This window comes from Micromonospora halophytica, from assembly GCF_900090245.1.
GTDB lineage: Bacteria > Actinomycetota > Actinomycetes > Mycobacteriales > Micromonosporaceae > Micromonospora > Micromonospora halophytica.
In genome coordinates this window covers 235,481-251,517 of record NZ_FMDN01000002.1, presented here as the reverse complement: position 1 = coordinate 251,517, position 16,037 = coordinate 235,481, and the positions used below count along the sequence as shown (strand labels likewise).

General features: G+C 70.2%; 21 protein-coding genes. 15 read left to right on the top strand and 6 right to left on the bottom strand.

The annotated features are described in order from the left end of the window. The first annotated feature begins 193 nt into the window (after positions 1–193). From GA0070560_RS03825 to proC, 4 genes are all read left to right on the top strand, one after another. Entirely contained in the window at positions 194–688 is a 495-nt protein-coding gene (locus GA0070560_RS03825; protein WP_088975309.1) for a polyadenylate-specific 3'-exoribonuclease AS, read from the top strand. Between the two features lie 82 nt (positions 689–770). Then, the gene (locus GA0070560_RS03820) at positions 771–1,217 is read left to right on the top strand and encodes a pyridoxamine 5'-phosphate oxidase family protein (RefSeq protein WP_245675339.1); all 447 of its coding nucleotides are present in this window, start codon (positions 771–773) and stop codon (positions 1,215–1,217) included. Positions 1,218–1,442: 225 nt separating this feature from the next. Further along, positions 1,443–2,471: a 6-phosphofructokinase gene (locus GA0070560_RS03815; protein WP_091291921.1), complete on the top strand. Its 1,029-nt coding sequence runs from the start codon at positions 1,443–1,445 to the stop codon at positions 2,469–2,471. A gap of 73 nt (positions 2,472–2,544) precedes the next feature. Further along, positions 2,545–3,363, top strand: coding sequence for a pyrroline-5-carboxylate reductase (proC, locus tag GA0070560_RS03810; protein ID WP_088975307.1), 819 nt, complete (start codon positions 2,545–2,547; stop codon positions 3,361–3,363). A gap of 145 nt (positions 3,364–3,508) precedes the next feature. Here proC and GA0070560_RS03805 read toward each other — a convergent pair whose 3' ends face one another. Next, the gene (locus tag GA0070560_RS03805) at positions 3,509–4,165 is read right to left on the bottom strand and encodes a response regulator (RefSeq protein WP_091291383.1); all 657 of its coding nucleotides are present in this window, start codon (positions 4,163–4,165) and stop codon (positions 3,509–3,511) included. Continuing rightward, positions 4,162–5,295 (bottom strand): sensor histidine kinase, encoded by a 1,134-nt coding sequence (locus GA0070560_RS03800; RefSeq protein ID WP_091291381.1) that lies wholly within the window; start codon positions 5,293–5,295, stop codon positions 4,162–4,164. Before GA0070560_RS03800 ends, GA0070560_RS03805 begins: the two co-directional genes overlap by 4 nt. Positions 5,296–5,481: 186 nt before the next feature. On the opposite strand from GA0070560_RS03800, the gene GA0070560_RS03795 reads away from it, so the two are divergent. Then, on the top strand, positions 5,482–5,958 hold the full coding sequence (locus GA0070560_RS03795) for a DUF6326 family protein (RefSeq protein WP_091291378.1): 477 nt from the start codon (positions 5,482–5,484) through the stop codon (positions 5,956–5,958). Between the two features lie 76 nt (positions 5,959–6,034). Here the strand turns inward: GA0070560_RS03795 and GA0070560_RS03790 are convergent, their stop codons facing one another. The 3 genes from GA0070560_RS03790 to GA0070560_RS03780 are packed head-to-tail and all read right to left on the bottom strand — an operon-like array spanning position 6,035 to position 8,501. Beyond that, entirely contained in the window at positions 6,035–6,577 is a 543-nt protein-coding gene (locus GA0070560_RS03790; RefSeq protein WP_091291375.1) for a cysteine hydrolase family protein, read from the bottom strand. Between the two features lie 29 nt (positions 6,578–6,606). Next, on the bottom strand, positions 6,607–7,326 hold the full coding sequence (locus GA0070560_RS03785) for a 5-formyltetrahydrofolate cyclo-ligase (protein ID WP_091291372.1): 720 nt from the start codon (positions 7,324–7,326) through the stop codon (positions 6,607–6,609). Between the two features lie 8 nt (positions 7,327–7,334). Beyond that, the gene (locus GA0070560_RS03780; RefSeq protein WP_091291369.1) at positions 7,335–8,501 is read right to left on the bottom strand and encodes a helix-turn-helix domain-containing protein; all 1,167 of its coding nucleotides are present in this window, start codon (positions 8,499–8,501) and stop codon (positions 7,335–7,337) included. A 209-nt stretch (positions 8,502–8,710) separates the two neighbouring features. Between GA0070560_RS03780 and GA0070560_RS03775 the strand changes: the two genes are divergently transcribed. The 6 genes from GA0070560_RS03775 (at position 8,711) to GA0070560_RS03750 (ending at position 11,910) form a co-directional block, all read left to right on the top strand. Then, complete coding sequence (locus GA0070560_RS03775) at positions 8,711–9,004, top strand: hypothetical protein (RefSeq protein ID WP_245675338.1); 294 nt, start codon at positions 8,711–8,713, stop codon at positions 9,002–9,004. Further along, positions 8,995–9,354: a globin family protein gene (locus tag GA0070560_RS03770; RefSeq protein WP_245675337.1), complete on the top strand. Its 360-nt coding sequence runs from the start codon at positions 8,995–8,997 to the stop codon at positions 9,352–9,354. The genes GA0070560_RS03775 and GA0070560_RS03770 overlap by 10 nt, the downstream gene beginning before the upstream one ends. Continuing rightward, the gene (locus tag GA0070560_RS03765; protein ID WP_245675336.1) at positions 9,351–10,424 is read left to right on the top strand and encodes an FAD-binding oxidoreductase; all 1,074 of its coding nucleotides are present in this window, start codon (positions 9,351–9,353) and stop codon (positions 10,422–10,424) included. Before GA0070560_RS03770 ends, GA0070560_RS03765 begins: the two co-directional genes overlap by 4 nt. Then, positions 10,424–10,684, top strand: coding sequence for a hypothetical protein (locus GA0070560_RS03760; protein ID WP_091291366.1), 261 nt, complete (start codon positions 10,424–10,426; stop codon positions 10,682–10,684). The genes GA0070560_RS03765 and GA0070560_RS03760 overlap by 1 nt, the downstream gene beginning before the upstream one ends. A gap of 242 nt (positions 10,685–10,926) precedes the next feature. Next, complete coding sequence (locus GA0070560_RS03755; protein WP_091291363.1) at positions 10,927–11,280, top strand: helix-turn-helix domain-containing protein; 354 nt, start codon at positions 10,927–10,929, stop codon at positions 11,278–11,280. Between the two features lie 9 nt (positions 11,281–11,289). Then, positions 11,290–11,910, top strand: coding sequence for a PIN domain-containing protein (locus GA0070560_RS03750; protein ID WP_091291361.1), 621 nt, complete (start codon positions 11,290–11,292; stop codon positions 11,908–11,910). A 169-nt stretch (positions 11,911–12,079) separates the two neighbouring features. On the opposite strand, the gene GA0070560_RS03745 is transcribed toward GA0070560_RS03750, so the two are convergent. Further along, complete coding sequence (locus GA0070560_RS03745; RefSeq protein ID WP_091291359.1) at positions 12,080–12,751, bottom strand: exonuclease domain-containing protein; 672 nt, start codon at positions 12,749–12,751, stop codon at positions 12,080–12,082. Between the two features lie 421 nt (positions 12,752–13,172). On the opposite strand from GA0070560_RS03745, the gene GA0070560_RS03740 reads away from it, so the two are divergent. From GA0070560_RS03740 to GA0070560_RS03725, 4 genes are all read left to right on the top strand, one after another. Continuing rightward, positions 13,173–13,523, top strand: coding sequence for a DUF2203 domain-containing protein (locus GA0070560_RS03740; RefSeq protein ID WP_091291357.1), 351 nt, complete (start codon positions 13,173–13,175; stop codon positions 13,521–13,523). Between the two features lie 131 nt (positions 13,524–13,654). Beyond that, the gene (locus GA0070560_RS03735; protein WP_091291355.1) at positions 13,655–14,137 is read left to right on the top strand and encodes a GNAT family N-acetyltransferase; all 483 of its coding nucleotides are present in this window, start codon (positions 13,655–13,657) and stop codon (positions 14,135–14,137) included. An 8-nt stretch (positions 14,138–14,145) separates the two neighbouring features. After that, a complete protein-coding gene (locus tag GA0070560_RS03730; RefSeq protein WP_091291354.1) occupies positions 14,146–14,694 on the top strand; it encodes a GNAT family N-acetyltransferase in 549 nt (182 codons plus the stop codon). 478 nt (positions 14,695–15,172) lie between these two features. After that, positions 15,173–15,976, top strand: a complete 804-nt coding sequence (locus GA0070560_RS03725) for an SGNH/GDSL hydrolase family protein (protein WP_091291352.1) — start codon at positions 15,173–15,175, stop codon at positions 15,974–15,976. Positions 15,977–16,037 lie beyond the last annotated feature (61 nt).

Genomic DNA, 16,037 nt, shown 5'->3' with positions numbered 1-16,037 from the left:
CCCGGTCGGCGTCCGGTAGCGGTACACATCAGATCATGACGGCCCGGTAGCTTGCTGTACACCCCTCAAATCGTCTCCGTGACACTCCCGAGCTGCGACGGACCACCCGGCTGAGGTGCGGTCGGGCCGATCGGCCGGGTCCGGTGCGCCCCCGCGCGGCGGTGCCGTTCGGTAATGGGCGAGGATGGGGGCGATGGCCTACCGCTACTTCTACGACTGCGAATTCATCGAGGACGGCCGGATCGTCGACCTCGTCTCGATCGGTGTCGTCGACGAGTACGGCCGCGAGTTCTACGCGGTCTCCACCGAGTTCGACGACTCCCGCGCCGTGCCCTGGGTACGCCGCAACGTGCTGGACAAGCTCCCGTCCCCGGCCGATCGGGCCTGGCGTTCCCGGGAGCGGATCCGCGACGAGCTGTACGACTTCCTGATGGAGCCGATCCGTGACCGCCCGGGCGAGCAGCTCGAACTCTGGGCCTGGTACGCCGCGTACGACCACGTGGTGCTGGCCCAGCTCTGGGGGGCGATGCCGGCGCTGCCCCGGGAGATCCCCCGGTTCACCAAGGACCTGCGCCAGCTCTGGGACGACCGGGGCCGGCCGAGGCTGCCCGACGCCGACGCCGACCGGCACGACGCCCTGGTCGACGCCCGGCACAACCTGGCCCGCTGGCGGGCGATGACGGGCTGAGTCCCGATCGCTGCTTTCCCTCAGGTTTGACCCCTTCCGTCCCGGGCACCGTTCGGCGAACCGCACCGGAGGGGGTTGCGACATGACCAGGGAACCGACCGGCACCGCCGACGCCCGCCGTCGGGTGACCGAGCTGATCCGGGACGCCCGGATCGGCATGCTGACCACGATCGGGGTGGACGGCCGCCTGGTGAGCCGCCCGATGGCGTTGCAGGAGGCCGAGTTCGACGGCGACCTGTGGTTCTTCGCCTACGCCGACTCGGCCAAGGTGCGTCAGATCCGGGTGAACCCGGAGGTCGACGTCGCCTTCTCCGACCAGAAGCACCACTGTTGGGTGTCCGTCTCCGGCACCGCCCAGGAGGCGTACGACCGGGCGAAGGCCGAGCAGTTGTGGAATCCGGTGCTCAAGGCGTGGTTCCCCGACGGCCTGGACACCCCCGGCCTGACCCTGATCAAGGTGCACGCCAGTTCGGCGGAGTACTGGGACGCCCCGGGCGGCACCGTGGTCAACCTGTCGGGCCGGCGGTGACCGGCAGGTCGCCGGAGGCGGGGCAGAACCACGAGGTCAGCTACTGACCGGTAGCCCACTCGACGGGTGGGACCGGCCGGGGCGCGGTGTCGGCGTACGCCTGCGGCGACTACAGTTCGCACTGACGGCCCGCCCCGGGCCGGCAACGGCGCCGATGGTCTGATCCGACACATATCCTGGGGCTTATCCGGGCTTCACCTGATGCTCCAGGAGGATGAGCAGATCATGCGTATCGGCGTGCTCACCGGCGGCGGCGACTGCCCAGGTCTCAACGCGGTCATTCGGGCGGTGGTCCGCAAGGGCGTCGCCAGCTACGGTCACGAGTTCGTGGGCTTCAAGGACGGCTGGAAGGGTCCCCTGGAGGGGCTGTCCAGGCCGCTGGGCATCGCGGAGGTCCGCGGCATCCTGCCGCGCGGCGGCACCATCCTCGGTTCGTCCCGCACCAACCCGTTCAAGATCGAGAACGGCGTGCAGCGGATCAAGGAGAACCTCGCCGCGCAGGGCGTGGACGCGCTGATCGCGATCGGCGGCGAGGACACCCTCGGCGTCGCCACCAAGCTGCACGAGCTCGGCGTCAACGTCATCGGCGTGCCGAAGACGATCGACAACGACCTCGGCGCCACCGACTACACCTTCGGCTTCGACACCGCCGTCAACATCGCCATGGAGGCGATCGACCGGCTGCACACCACCGCCGAGAGCCACCACCGCACCCTGGTGGTCGAGGTGATGGGCCGGCACGCCGGCTGGATCGCCCTGCACGCCGGCCTCGCCGGTGGCGCCAACGTGATCCTGCTGCCGGAGCGGCAGTTCGACGTCGAGCAGGTCGCCGGCTACGTCGAGAAGCGCTTCCAGCACCAGTACGCCCCGATCGTGGTGGTCGCCGAGGGCGCCCAGCCGCTGGACGGCCAGATGGTGCTGCACAACCAGGAGCTCGACGCGTTCGGCCACGTCCGCCTCGGCGGCATCGGCCAGTGGCTCGCCGAGCAGCTGGAGGCGAAGACCGGCAAGGAGGCCCGCACCGTCGTGCTCGGCCACATCCAGCGCGGTGGCACCCCCACCGCGTTCGACCGGGTGCTCGCCACCCGACTGGGCCTGCAGGCCATCGACGCCGCCCACGAGGGCGACTGGGGCAAGATGGTCGCGATGCAGAGCACGGACATCGTCCGGGTCCCGCTGGCCGACGCCACGGCTGAGCTGAAGACCGTGCCGCTGGAGCGGTACGCCGAGGCCGAGGTCTTCTTCGGCAGCTGATCGCCCGTGGACCGGCGGCGCGGCAGGGACACCCGCCGCGCCGCCGGCCCCCGCGACGGAAGGGGTACGACCGATGGCACCCGCCCGGCACACGGTCGCGGTGATCGGCGCCGGCAAGATCGGCGAGTTGATGCTCTCCGGGCTGCTCCGGTCCGGCTGGCCGGTGGAACGGCTGCTGGCCACCGCCCGTCGCCCGGCCCGCGCCGAGGAACTGACCGCCCGGTACGGCGTACGGGTGGTGGACAACCTCACCGCGGTCGAGGAGGCGGCGGTGCTGGCGATCTCGGTGAAGCCGCAGGACGCGGGCGTGCTGCTGGACGAGATCGGCCCCAAGGTGCCGGCCGACAAGCTGGTCATCTCGCTCTGCGCCGGCCTGCCCACCACCTTCTTCGCCCGCCGGCTGCCCGAGGGCACCCCGGTGGTGCGGGTGATGACCAACACCCCGGCCCTGGTCGACCAGGCGATGAGCGCGATCTCGGCCGGCGCGCACGCCACCGGCGAGCACCTCGCCCTCGCCGAGGAGATGTTCTCGCCGCTCGGGTCCACCGTCCGGGTGCCCGAGTCCCAGCAGGACGCGGTGACCGCGCTCTCCGGCTCCGGCCCGGCGTACTTCTACCTGCTGGTCGAGGCCATGATCGACGCCGGCATCCTGCTCGGCCTGCCCCGGCAGGTGGCGCACGAGCTGATCGTGCAGACCGCGATCGGCTCGGCGGTGATGCTGCGCGACTCCGGCGAGCACCCGGTCAAGCTCCGCGAGGCGGTCACCTCGCCCGCCGGCACCACCATCTCCGCCGTCCGCGAGTTGGAGAAGCACGGTGTACGGGCGGCGCTGCTGGCCGCGCTGGAGGCCGCCCGGGACCGGGCCCGCGAACTGGCCGCCCAGGCCGACTGAGGCCGGTCGGCCGGGCCAGAGTCACCATATCGGCGAAATGGCGGTTTCCTCGCGCCGGTGATGCCACAAGGTCAGCGACATGGGGCCCAGGAGCGAGTCGGGTTTCCAAGGCTGGGGGACATCGGTCACGGGGTGCGGGCGCCGATCAGGTGTCGACGCGGCGTGTCTCGTAGGCCCACACGACGATCTCGACGCGGTTGCGGGCGTTGAGCTTGCGCATCAGGGCGGCGATGTGGGTCTTGACGGTGCTGAGACTGATGGACAGCTCATCGCCGATCTCGCTGTTGGTCCGCCCGCGAGCGGCAGCCAGCAGGACCTGTTCCTCGCGAGCGGTCAGCGGCTCGACAGGCTCAGGTGGCACCGAGCGCGAGCGGCTGTTCGCGAAGGAGGACAGGAGCCTCGCGGTGATGTTCGGTGCGATCAGGGCGTCGCCGCGGGCGGCGGCATGGATGGCCTGGGTGAGCATCTCGGCGCCGGCGTCCTTGAGGAGGAAACCTCGGGCGCCTGCCTTCAGCGCCCCGTAGACGTACTCGTCGAGGTCGAAAGTGGTGATGACGACGACGGCCAGAGGATCGGCGACGTCGGCCCCGGCGAGCTGGCGGGTGGCTTCGATCCCGTCGACCTCGGGCATGCGGATGTCCAGCAGGCACACGTCGGGACGTAGCGAACGGGCCATGGCGATCGCCCGGCGGCCGTCGGCGGCCTCGCCGACGACGGCGATGCCCGGTTGGGCGTCCAAGATCATGCAGAGCCCTGCCCTGACGATGTCCTGGTCGTCAGCGACCAGCACGCGGATGGTCATGACGCGCGCGCTGTCCGAGGCAGCGAGGCGTCGACGCTCCAGCCGCCGTCCGGGTCAGGTCCCGCCCGGAGGGTGCCGCCGAGCAGGCTCGCCCGCTCGGTCATGCCGCGCAGCCCGTAGCCGGCGAGCGGGGAGCTGGTCGTACTCGCCTCGCCGTCATCGCGCACTCGCAGGTGCACCTGGCTGCGGGATGCGGTGACGTCGACGGTGACGTGGGTGGCGCCGGAGGCGTGGCGGGTCGCGTTGGTGACCGCCTCGGCGGCGATCAGGTAGAGGGCGGTGCCGACTGCTGGCTCAACGGCCTCGACGTCACCGGAGACCTGCACGCGGACGCCCAGCACCTCGCCGCCGGGACGAGCGAGTCGTTCGACGTCCACCACCCCTCGCCGGGGGGCGAGATCGGCGTCCGTTCCGTCGCGTAGCACGCCCACGAGGGCTCGCATCTCCTTGAGCGTCCGGGACGCCTCTTCCTCGATGGTGACCAGGGTGGCCAGCGCGCGCTTCGGATCTGCGGCGGACAGCGCGCGACCTGCCTGTGCCTGGACGGCGATGGCCAAGACGCGGTGGCCGACCGTGTCGTGCAGCTCGCGGGCGAGTTCGTTGCGCTGGTGAAGCCGCACCTGCTCGATGTCGCGGTCGTAACTTCTGGTGCGGTAGCGCACTGCCGCGCCGAGCGCGGCCGAGAACAGGAAGAAGCCGTAACCGGCGACCTTCTCCGCGGGTGAGGTCGGCTCAGCGATGAGGGTGACGGGTAGCCAGATGAGGATGATGCCGAGTCCGAGGGCAGCCTCGCGACCTGCCCCCCAGCGCAGCAGGGCGTAGGGCAACACAAGCAGCCCTGCGATGCCCAGCAGACCGGTGGCATCGATGACCGCGATCCTCGCGATGTCGAACGCGAGAACGGCTCCGAAGGCAACGGTGACTGCGGCCAGCGGCCGCGTGCGTCGCCACAGCAGGCACGCCGCGACCACGACGCTGACACCGACCAGCAGCGGCGCCCATGCCCTGTCGTCGCGCAGCAGTACCTCGACGAGCGAGATCGCGACAAGAGTCGAGGACAGCGCCCAGTCCCGCCAGACCCGCACCGGCGGGCGTGCGGGGCGAGGCTCAGCCCAGATCCCAGCAAGCATGCTTCCCCCTCCCGGACAACGTAAGGGGGCCGTCGCTCGGGCGGATCAGTCGAAAGTACTGCGGATGTCCCGTGCCTGCGGGCAGGACAGCACGAGCCCGCAAGCGGAGGTGGTACCCGTCAACGCTGGTCATGGTTAAAGCATCGAGTGAGCCGACCCGGCTGACGCCAGCACACAGGAGACGTGATGACCAGAACCGACAGACCAGCCGGTGCGCTGCGGGAAGCGCACATCCCGGTGCAGGCGAAGCTCGCCGCGGCCTGGGCCAGCTTCATGTTCCTCTACATCTACGTCGACTACCTCGCCCTGTACAAGCCCGGTTTCATCGACGACATCCTGGTCGGCGTCGTTCATGAGTTCGACACCGGCCCAACCTTTGTCGCCCTTGCACTCACGCTCATGGCCATCCCGATCCTCATGATCCTGCTCTCCACGACACTCCCCGCCCGTGTCAACCGCGCCACCAACCTCGTCGTGGCAACGCTCTACATCCCCGTCTCGGTGTACAACGCGGAGGGCGAGTCCTGGACCTACTTCTACTTCTACGGCCTCTCCATCGGACTCGAGCTGCTGCTCCTGGCCTTCATCCTGCGCGCCGCATGGACCTGGCCCCGGACCATTCGAGCCACCGCCGGCCGCGACCTCGCCCAGGCCCGGGTGTGACGCTCGAGGCAGGCCCGGTGTGCGGGGTCGGTGACAGCGGCTCCGGCAGGAAGAGCTCCGGGCGCCCGGATGCTGGTCAATCGAACTGCTTGCTGACCTGGTCCGAGCCGATGAGTTGTCCGGCTCCGATGAAGCGGCGGGCCACCAGAAGGCCGGCATCGTGAGCGGCTGGACCGCCGTGACTGGCAGAGGCATCTGTCACGAGCCACGGCGTGAACTCTCGCTCGAAGGCGTCGACCGCTGACTTGAGCACGCAGCTTTCGGTGGCAACACCGCAGAAGACGAGGTCCGTCCAGCCTTCCTGTACGGCGAGGTCGGCACCTTGGGAGGTAAAGTACGAGTAGATGCGCTTGTCGATCACCGCTCGTGCCCGTGGGACGTGCGGGGCGAGTTCGGGCACGATCTCCGTCTCCGGCGCGTGCTGCACCTTTGACCAGTGGATCAGCCTCTCAAAAGGGCTGTCCGGGTAGTTGTGGTAGCGGGTGAAGACGACAGGTCGGCCCGTCGCCTCCCACCGTTCGACCAGCTCCACGACCTTGGGGATGACGTGTCGGCTCTGGTCGTTGATGAACCCGTTCTGCATGTCGATGACGATCAGCGCCGCCCACGTACTGCTCATGCAGCGACTCTGCTTCGGCGGGACCTGGGTCAGCTCCGCTGAGGGTGGTGAGCAAGTGTCGGGATTGCCGCGATCTTCTCCTGAGTCAGACTGGCCCATAGGATTCCCTCTGGTCGCCGAGGTGCGTGGCATCTGATCAGCTCGTCGGGTGTGACAATGAGATCCATGCCGAAATCGTGTGGTGCCTGAGGTAGCGGACCGTCTACGACCTGCAAAGGATGCACGGTTGTCGCGAGGATGGTGGATGGGCCGACCAAGCCGGCCTCGGTGAGCAGGGCGATCTCGATGTCGGAGTAGCCTGCGCCCTTTCCGATCCGTGCGCCGTCACGGTTGACGGCGACGCTGCCGCACACCACCAGATCCACCGGCCGCATCTCGCTGATGCCGACCTTCCGCGCGTGGCCCGCCGCGCCGCTGCCAGTGGCGATCTCGGCGGGTGCTGCATTGAGGTTGGCCGGATCGAGTAGGTAGAAGGGCCGGATGTCGGCGATCTTCGGCACCGCCATGTAGAGGAGCTTGCCGTCGGCAAGCGCCCGCAACCTCACCGGCAGTTGAGCCGTGTCCGGGTTGGACTTGATGACGCTGGCGCTACGCCAGGCCTCATGATTCGCGAGCCGCTCGGCGGCCAGTTCGGCTCCGACGAAGTTGGGGATACGTCCGTGAGCGCCTGGGGGAAGCGACTGGCCAGCCTGGTCCAGTCGTGACCAGATGGCTTCGCGTACCTCGCGTTTTGCCTTCTCGATGTCCATGCGCCTCCTCAAGACGACATCAGCGCGAGCGTCCGGTCCATGATTTCCTGGACGTCTGGTCGGTCTCGCCATGGTCGCAGCTCTCGGCCGGCGGCGAACAGGACGTTGACCGCTCCGCCGCCGCGGGTCTCCTCGACTGCGTCGATCACCTGGTGCAGCGTCTCGGTCGCGCCGTCGAGGTCGTGCTGCCGAAGATGGGCCAACGCGAGATTGCCGAGGACGATGGCGTGCGACTTCCTGCGCTTCTGGATGCCGGACGGGACGGCTTCGAGGAGAGACTGAGCTCGCTTGGGCTCGCCGAGGAGGAGGTAACAGGAGCCGGCCAGTCGGTTGAGTTGTCCGGCTGAGGTCAGTGCGCCGGCTCCGTCATCTCCGTCTATGCGGCCCAGGTGGTTCTCGGCTTGGCCGAGGGCTCGTTCGCAGACGGAGCGTTCGCCCATCATCGCGTTTGCCTCGCCGACGTGAAGCAGAGCCAGGGCGGACAAGGCGTGGTTACGGCATCGAGAGGCGAGTTGGGCGGCCTGGGCTGCTTGTGCGAGGCCACTTTTCGGATCGCCCTCGCTGTAGAGCGCTATGAAACTTCGGCGAAGTCGTGCCTGTGCCTCTGCCTCGGGGTCCTTGTTCTGCTTCGCGGCATGTGCCGCTTGGTCGTAGTAGGTCAGCGCTGCCTGGGCGTTCCGCCGTTGCGACGCGTCCCAGACGAGTTGACCCATGAAGATCGAGGCTGCTGCTTCAACGTCACGCAGGGCGTGTCGGACAGCCTGGCCAGCAGCGTGTGCGCGCAGAAGGCTGACCTCGCTGTGCAAGCGGCTGGCATCCGGCAGGATCGTGATGGAGGGGCTGGCGTCGTAGCTGTCGATCAGCTGGGCAAGCTCCTGTCGCAGCCGTGCGACAGCAGCAAGATCGACTGTTCGAGGATTCTTCAACACGGCGGACAGCCGGTCGCTGCGTTGCGTGCGGGCAGTGCCGACGTCGGCGAGCAACCCACTCAGTTCGTCCGGTGACACCCCCAGCGCGTCGGCGAGCCGAGGTCGGACCCATGGTTGGGGCTCCGACTCGGCGCGTTCCCATCGAACGACGGTGGTGCGGTCCACGCCGAGTTTCTCCGCGAGACTCTCCTGGGTGTGGCCGACTGTCTTTCGCCGATGGGCCAAGCGGTGTCGCTTCAGGGCCATCACGGCACCTTCCGTTGCGGACTGTCACTGAGCAGCACTACACAGTTACTCCACCGGTGATCGCGTTGCAACACCTCTGCACCTGTTTCGCTGATCTGCTGCCCTGTGGCGGAAGCGGCCTGGACGGGAGGTTGGACGCATGGCCCGGGGCGGGTGCTGGGCTCCGGTGGGGCGTTACCCGAGCGCGTCCGTCGTCCCCGCCCGCCCCGGTGCCGTTCCACCTCGCGATCTCGACGGAAGGGCTCTTCATGGCGGCGGTGCTGGACGACTTCCCGGTGCTCACTCCGGTCAGCGACGATGACGTGGCGTTGGCCGTACGGGCGGTGCTGGTGCACGCGCCGGAGCAGTGGCCGGTGGGTCCACTGTGCCGCGCCGAGCGGGTGCCGCATCCATGCCGGCTGGCCCGGTGGGGCCGGGGCACGCTGCGGGCGGCCGGGCTCACCGAGGCGAGGGTGGACGAGCTGGTCGCCGCGGGTGACCCGGACGCCTGGCCGTGGGCGTGACCGGCCTCGGGCCGTACCCCGTGGAAGCGCTCGGGCCGGCGGGGGTGCGCGACGCGGTGGCCCGGTGGCTGCGGCTGGTGGCGGCGGACGCCGAGCTGGCGCCGTACCTGATCGGGGTTGATCGGGCCCGGCTCGCCGGGCACCTGGCGCTGACCCTCACGGTGGCGCTGGGCGGGCCGGCCGGCGACATCGCCCGGCCGGCCGCCGGGGCGTGGCGCGGCCTGGGCCTGACCGAGGCGCAGCACCGCCGGGTGGTCGACTACCTGGCCGGGGTGCTCTGGGCGCTCGACGTGCCGGCCGGCGCGGTCGCCGCGGCCCGGCGGGCCTTCGCCGACGAGGCCGGCTCGTGACCGCCGCTCTCGCCGCGTCATGGTCCGCCACCATGCGGTACGCCCGCGCGGCGGCCGACCACTTCTGGTCCACGATCGAGGACCAGTGCAGGGGGCTGCTGCCGGAGCGGGAGGCGGCCGTGTTCCTCGCCGCGTTCGGGCGGTTGGCCAGCGGCGGCGACGACCCGGCCGGGCGGGCGGCGCTGCTGGCCGTGCTCGGCCGCGCCTGGCGTCACCACCGGCTGCTGCCGCACCAGGCGACCATCGGGGCCGCGTTGATCGCCACCGTCGCGCGTCACGCACCCTGGACCCCGGGGCTGGCGACGGCGTGGCAGCACGCCGGCCGGCGGGCGTCCGAGGCCGTGGCCAGCAGCGCCGCCCTGGCCGGTGACGGCCCCGCCTGGTGGCCGGCGGAGGTCGTCGGCCACGACCGTGCCACCGAGGGCGTGGCCGTCCTGACCGTACGCCCCTGGCGACGCCTGCCGTTCCGGCCCGGCCAGGCGGTGCCCGTCTGCACCGAGCGCCGGCCCGGCCGGTGGCGCTGGTACTCGCCGGCCAACGCCCCACGCCCGGACGGCACCCTGGAGTTCCACGTCCGGGCCGTCGCCGCCGTCTCCCGCGCCCTCGTCCACGCGGTACGCCCCGGCGACCCGCTCTGGCTCGGTCCACCCGCCGGCACCGGGCTGCTGCTCACCCCGCTGCCCCGGGCGGATCTGCTGCTGATCGCCGGCGGCACCGGCCTCGCGCCGCTGCGCGCCCTGGTCGAGCAGGTGGCCGCCGCGCCGGCCGGATGTCGGGTGACCCTGGTCGTCGGCGCCCGCACCCTCGCCGACCTCTACGACCCGGTCAGCCTCGACAAGCTCCAGTGCGCCCACGACTGGCTCACCGTCCTGCCCGCCTTCTCACACGATCCGCTCGCCGAGCCGGGGGAGCGGGGTGACGCGGTCACCGTGGCCCTGGAACACCACCGGCCCGGCCAGGAGGTCTACCTGTGCGGGCCGCCACCGATGGTCGCCGGGTCCCGGCTGCGGCTGCTCGCCGCCGGGGTTCCGCCCGAGCGGATCCACCTGCCCGACGGGTACGCCGGCTGATGGGCGTCTACCGCAGCCGCAGCGCCCCGGCAGGCCCGCTCACCCCGGACCGGCTCACCGCCGTCGAGCTGCCCCGCACGCCGCTCGGCCGGCGCGGCTACCGGCCCGAGGACGTCCACGCCCTGCTGCACCGGCTCGCGTACGAGGTCCGGGAGCGCAACCGGCGGCTCGATCTCGTGCAGGAGGAGAACCGCCGCCTCAAGCAGGCCCTGCGCACCTGGCAGAGCCAGTGCGCCGCGACCCGCCGAGGCGGCGGTTGACGCCGGCAGCGTGAAGCCATCCGCTGCTCCATGCGACCAGGTGCCCAGCCTTGCACGCTTCTATCGTTTTTTTCGTTTTGTTGGGTATCGTGGTGACGGGATCAATCAGGTCGGAGGCTTTGGTGACGGTGGTACCCGCAGGTGGATCGGCGCCCAACGGGGACGAGCTGAGGCGTTTTGCTCGGCGATCGCTTCGGGGCCGGCGGCTTCAGTTGATCGTGGATGGGGGAGAGCCGGTCGATGTGCCGACCGTGGTGGGCGAAGCTCTCGCCGAAGTCGTGTCGATCCTCGGCCGGGGACGGCCGGTGCGGGTCATGGCTGAGAACGTCGAACTGTCGACCGGGGAGGCCGCCGCGATCCTGGGGGTGACCCGCCCGACAGTGGTCAAGCTGATGAACGACGGCGTGTTGCCCTACACCCGTCCCAACTCCAGCCGCCGGGTCGCGTTGCACGACGTGCTGGCCTACAAGGAGCGCCGATCGAGAGCGCGCCGTGAGGCACTGGACGATTTGACGGCGGACGCGGTCGACATGGGCGTCTACGACGAAGCGATTCGTCGGGGTCGTCAGCCGTCGGACGAGCAGTCGAACGACTGACGTCCGCCGATGATCGTCGCCGTGCTGGACGCCTGTGTCCTCGTGCCCAGTGTGCTCGCCGACACCCTGCTGCGCTGCGCCGAGCAGGATCTGTATCGCCCGTTCTGGACCCAGGCGATCCTCGACGAGGTTCGCCGGAACCTTCCGCCGTCCGTACTCGGCACCAAGGCCGAACGCAGGGTCGAAGTCATGCGAGAGTACTTCCCGACCGCGATGGTCTCAGGCTATGAGCACCTCGTCGCCGAGATGACCAATGATCCCAAAGATCGCCACGTGCTCGCCGCCGCCGTCGCCGCCGATGCGGAGGTGATCGTCACCGCCAACCTCCGTGATTTCCCGGACCACGCCCTCGCGCCGTACGCCATCGAGGTGCTGCATCCGGACGACTTTCTCTGCATGCTGCTGGACGACTCCCCAGACCGGATCGCAGACATCGTCGTTCAGCAGGCGGAGGCCACCGGGAAGGGCGGACGGCCAAAGCTCAGTGTGGACGACGTCTTGGGCGGCCTGGCTGGATGCCGGGCGATCCGGTTCGCCCACCGGGTCTCCCTCGACCTGGCGGGCGGCCGCCAGCCGAATTGCTCTGGCACGCCGAGTGGGCACGACCCGCGAAGAGAGCCGCTGACGTAGACGTCGAAGCTGCCTTCGGAGCGTTCAATCCGGGCGAGCGACCCGCACTGCGGCACGATCTGACTATCCTGAGTGCTCGATCGACGTGGTCGGCGCCGCAGCCGGTCCGCGCGAGCAGGCCGGCTGCGGCGCCCTGCCCCGTACGACCCTCGGATGGTGTGGTGCCTGCTTATCGGCGGCGCCTGGTCTCCAGCGGCCATTCCAGGCTCACCGTCTCGTTCCGGCCCTGCCGGTCGAAGTACGCCTGCAGTCCCCGCTTCTGTTCGGCGTACCAGGTGACCTGCTCCTGATGGAGGACGTCGGGCCGCATCCGGGCGATCCGTTCGTGACGGGCCGCGAGCGACACCGCCATGTCGACGGCGGCGCGGGCGTCGCTCGCGGCGTCGTGAGCGGTGGTGAGGTCGACTTCGTAGTACCTGCACAGGTCACCGAGTTGCCCGCCGTCGTACCAGCGGGGCTCGACCTCCTTGTGCAGGATCGACGGGTCGATGATGACGGCGCGGTCCCAGTCCACGGCCGGAAGACCATGACGAGCCAGTTCGGTGTGCAACGCCGTGACGTCGTACTGGGCGCAGAAGGCGACGAGCGGCGTTCCATCGGCGATCACCTTCGCGATGGCCGTTCCCAGCTCGGCCAGCGCCTCTCGCGGCGGCCTTCCCGCGCTCCTCACCATCTCGTCGGTGATGCCGTGGATGGCGGTGGCGTCGGGCGGAATCGGCACCCCGGGATCGATGAGCCAGTTCGAGGTGGTTCCGTCCGTGTACACCAGGGCTGCTGAGATGATCCGGGTCTCACTCGGCTCGTCCACCGTGCCCTCGATGTCGAAGCCCACGACGGGCATGGTGTGCCACCCACCATGGCTTCCTACCGGCGGAGCGGTCCTGACCGGCGCGCAGTCGTGATGGTAGGAACTCCACCGGCCTCCGACGTTGACCGCCTGGCCGGCCCCGGCCTCCACCCACTTCCGACACTTCCCGCAGCTGCCGGCATACCTGTTGATCACGATGAGGGGTCTCCCGTACTGGTTCCTGGTCGCCCTGACGGCTGTGCCCGGGCGTGAGGGGGGTTGCGACACCAGGAATGGCGTGCCTGGGAGATCTTGAACTATGGGCCGGGGTGTGGCCACCCTCGCGACCTTGACGAACGGATCGACTGCCAACCTTTGTGGACAGCGGCTGTCGGCCGGTGGCCCACCGTCGCTCGGCAGTCGGTTCGCCTTCCAGGTAAGGGAGTCGCCGATGCCCGTGCCCCATACTGGCCCGGTGTTCACTCTCGCCCAGGCGCGCCATCTGGTGGCCACCCTGCGTCCCCGCGTCGACGAGCTGATCCGGCTCCGCGCCGACCTGGCCGAACTCCGCGCAGACCTGGCCGCCCACGGCGTATCCGTGCTCGGCGGGGTGGCCGAGGTGAAGGCCCTGGAGGCCCGGCTGCACGCCGTGCTGGAGGAGCTGGACTCCCACGACATCCAGGTCAAGGGCATCGCCCCGGTGCTGCTCGACTTCCCCGGTGAGCGGGCCGGCCAACCGGTGCTCTGGTGCTGGCTGGAGGGGGACACCGACGTGCGCTGGTACCACCGGGTGGAGTGCGGCTTCGCCGGCCGTCGCCCGGTCTGAGCCGCCCCGCCCACGCCGCCGGGCCGGCCGGTCGCCCCACGCGGTGACCTTCGTCCGGTTCCGCCTTCCTCGCCGGTCCGGCCAGGGCCCGGCGGACCCCACGCGGCGGGCACGTCCGGTACGGTCCGGAGGTGATCACGGTACGGCGGGCCGGGTCTGCGGACGCGGCGGAGATCGTCCGGCTGCGCGGGGTGATGCTCGCGTCGATGGGCGGGACGCCGCCGACTCCCGGCCCGTGGCAGGCGTCGGCCCGGCAGGTGCTGCGCGACCATCTCGACGCCTCTGAGGCGACGATGGCCGTCTTCGTGGTCGACGCGCCGGGGCGTCCCGGCGTCCTCGCCGCCTGCGCCACGGGCACCGTCGAACAGCGACTGGGTGGGCCGGGCAACCCCGACGGCCGCACCGGGTACGTCTTCAACGTCGTCACCGATGCCGGGTACCGGCGGCGCGGCTTTTCCCGGGCCTGCCTGTCGGCGCTGCTCGACTGGTACCGCGACCGGGGTGTCCGCAAGATCGACCTGCGGGCGTCGACGGAGGGTGAGCCGCTCTACCGGTCGCTCGGCTTCGCCGACGTCTCCGGCCCCACCCTGCGGCTGAGCCTGCCGGAAGCCTGAGGAGAAGCATGTTCGCCCTGTCGTTGACCGACACCGCCGAGCTGCGGCCGCTGTCGCCGTGGCACGCGGAGGAGTTCCTGGCCAACCTCGACCGGTGCCGGGAGCACATCTCACCCTGGGTGGGCGCGTCCTTCGTGGCCGCCGACCTCGACTCGGCCCGTGACGTGCTCCAGCGCTACGCCGACCGGTGGGCGCGTGACGGCGGCGGAATCTGGGGGATCTGGGACGACGGTGTGCTCGTCGGCGGCGTGCTGTTCGTCTCGTTCGACGTGGCGCAGGGCGTCTGCGAGGCCGGCTGCTGGTTGGAGCCGGCCGCCGAGGGGCGGGGGCTGGTCACTCGCGCCGCCGGCCGCATCATCGACTGGGCGATCCGGGAGCGCGGCATCGCGCGGGTGGAGTGGCACACCAATCCGGAGAACGCGCGCAGCATCGCGGTTGCCCGGCGACTGGGTATGAGCCACGACGGGACGCTGCGGCAGCGCTACCCGAGCCCGTCGGGGCGGGTCGACTCGGCGATCTGGTCGGTGCTCGCCTCGGAGTGGCGTGCCCCGGCCTGACCGCGCGACCCCCCGGTCGTCTCGCCCGGCCTGATCCCCGGCTTGCCGCCGCCTCGGCCGGGTGGCGGCCAAGGCTCGGTCTTTTCTCTGCCAGGTCCTTCGCGCCTCCGCGGGTGGGTTACGTCTCCGTGTGTGCGGGTTGCTGGGCACCCGCGTCATACCGGCGACCGTCGTGAGCCGGGCCCGAGGCTGCCCGATGCCGCCGCTGCCGGTCAGTCTCGCAGTCGTCGTGTCCGGTGCCAACCCGGCTTGGTGCGGATAGGGGTTCCCCCACTCGGCGGGTCGAGTCATGTCCGATATGGCTGGATCTGCGCGCACTGCGGCGATGGTGGAAACCTTCATCCGAGATAGATCATCCGGCAAGGATTTGTAGCCATACGGATCTTTGGGCGGCAGGCGCGAATCGGTGATCTTCCAACACGTCGAAGATCACTGATATCAATCTCGCACCACCACTTCCGACCCCCAGGAGTGCGACGTGCGGAAATCCCGTCTCGTAACCCTCGCCCTGAGCATGGCTGCCTCCCTCGGCGCCACGCTCGCCCTCGCGGTGCCCGCCCAGGCAGCGCCGGCCGATCACTACGTCGCCCTCGGCGACTCGTACGCCTCCGGCGTCGGCGCCGGCAGCTACACCTCCGAGAGCGGTTCCTGTCAGCGCAGCACCAAGGCGTATCCGGCGCTCTACCAGGCCAACATCAGACCCGCGTCGTACCGCTCGGTGGCCTGCTCCGGTGCCCGGACCACGGACGTGACCAACAAGCAGCTCTCCGCGCTCTCCTCGACCACCACGCTGGTCAGCGTCACGGTGGGCGGCAACGACGTCGGCTTCGCCAACATCATGACCACCTGCGTGCTCTACGGCCAGACGCAGTGCGTTGCCGCCGTGCAGGCCGCCGAGGACAAGGCTCGCACTCAGCTGCCCGGCCTGCTTTCCACCGTCTACAAGGGCATCCGGGCCAAGGCGCCAAACGCCCGGGTGGTCGTGGTCGGCTACCCGGTCTTCTACCAGCTCGGCACCTTCTGCGTGGGGCTGAGCGCCACCTCCCGGGCGAAGATCAACGAGGGCATCAACCTGGTCGACGACATCACCCGCAGTGCCGCCCTGGCCGCCGGGTTCAAGTTCGCCGACGTCCGGTCGATCTTCGTCGGGCACCAGTTGTGCAGCTACGGCGAGAAGTGGCTGCACGCGTTGAACTACGCCAACATCGGCATCTCGTACCACCCGACGGCGGCCGGCCAGTCGGGCGGCTACTACCCGGTGTTCCGCTCCGCCGCCGGCTGACCCGGTCGCGCTCGGGCCGCGCCCGGCCACCGTCCACGGTGGCCCGGCGCGGCCCTGACGC

What these genes read in the sequence shown, in the direction of transcription:
- GA0070560_RS03825 (WP_088975309.1), top strand. Translation starts at nt 194, where the DNA reads ATGGCCTACCGCTACTTCTACGACTGCGAATTCATCGAGGACGGCCGG.
- GA0070560_RS03820 (WP_245675339.1), top strand. Translation starts at nt 771, where the DNA reads ATGACCAGGGAACCGACCGGCACCGCCGACGCCCGCCGTCGGGTGACC.
- GA0070560_RS03815 (WP_091291921.1), top strand. Translation starts at nt 1,443, where the DNA reads ATGCGTATCGGCGTGCTCACCGGCGGCGGCGACTGCCCAGGTCTCAAC.
- proC (WP_088975307.1), top strand. Translation starts at nt 2,545, where the DNA reads ATGGCACCCGCCCGGCACACGGTCGCGGTGATCGGCGCCGGCAAGATC.
- GA0070560_RS03805 (WP_091291383.1), bottom strand. Translation starts at nt 4,165, where the DNA reads ATGACCATCCGCGTGCTGGTCGCTGACGACCAGGACATCGTCAGGGCA.
- GA0070560_RS03800 (WP_091291381.1), bottom strand. Translation starts at nt 5,295, where the DNA reads ATGCTTGCTGGGATCTGGGCTGAGCCTCGCCCCGCACGCCCGCCGGTG.
- GA0070560_RS03795 (WP_091291378.1), top strand. Translation starts at nt 5,482, where the DNA reads ATGACCAGAACCGACAGACCAGCCGGTGCGCTGCGGGAAGCGCACATC.
- GA0070560_RS03790 (WP_091291375.1), bottom strand. Translation starts at nt 6,577, where the DNA reads ATGAGCAGTACGTGGGCGGCGCTGATCGTCATCGACATGCAGAACGGG.
- GA0070560_RS03785 (WP_091291372.1), bottom strand. Translation starts at nt 7,326, where the DNA reads ATGGACATCGAGAAGGCAAAACGCGAGGTACGCGAAGCCATCTGGTCA.
- GA0070560_RS03780 (WP_091291369.1), bottom strand. Translation starts at nt 8,501, where the DNA reads ATGGCCCTGAAGCGACACCGCTTGGCCCATCGGCGAAAGACAGTCGGC.
- GA0070560_RS03760 (WP_091291366.1), top strand. Translation starts at nt 10,424, where the DNA reads ATGGGCGTCTACCGCAGCCGCAGCGCCCCGGCAGGCCCGCTCACCCCG.
- GA0070560_RS03750 (WP_091291361.1), top strand. Translation starts at nt 11,290, where the DNA reads ATGATCGTCGCCGTGCTGGACGCCTGTGTCCTCGTGCCCAGTGTGCTC.
- GA0070560_RS03745 (WP_091291359.1), bottom strand. Translation starts at nt 12,751, where the DNA reads ATGCCCGTCGTGGGCTTCGACATCGAGGGCACGGTGGACGAGCCGAGT.
- GA0070560_RS03730 (WP_091291354.1), top strand. Translation starts at nt 14,146, where the DNA reads ATGTTCGCCCTGTCGTTGACCGACACCGCCGAGCTGCGGCCGCTGTCG.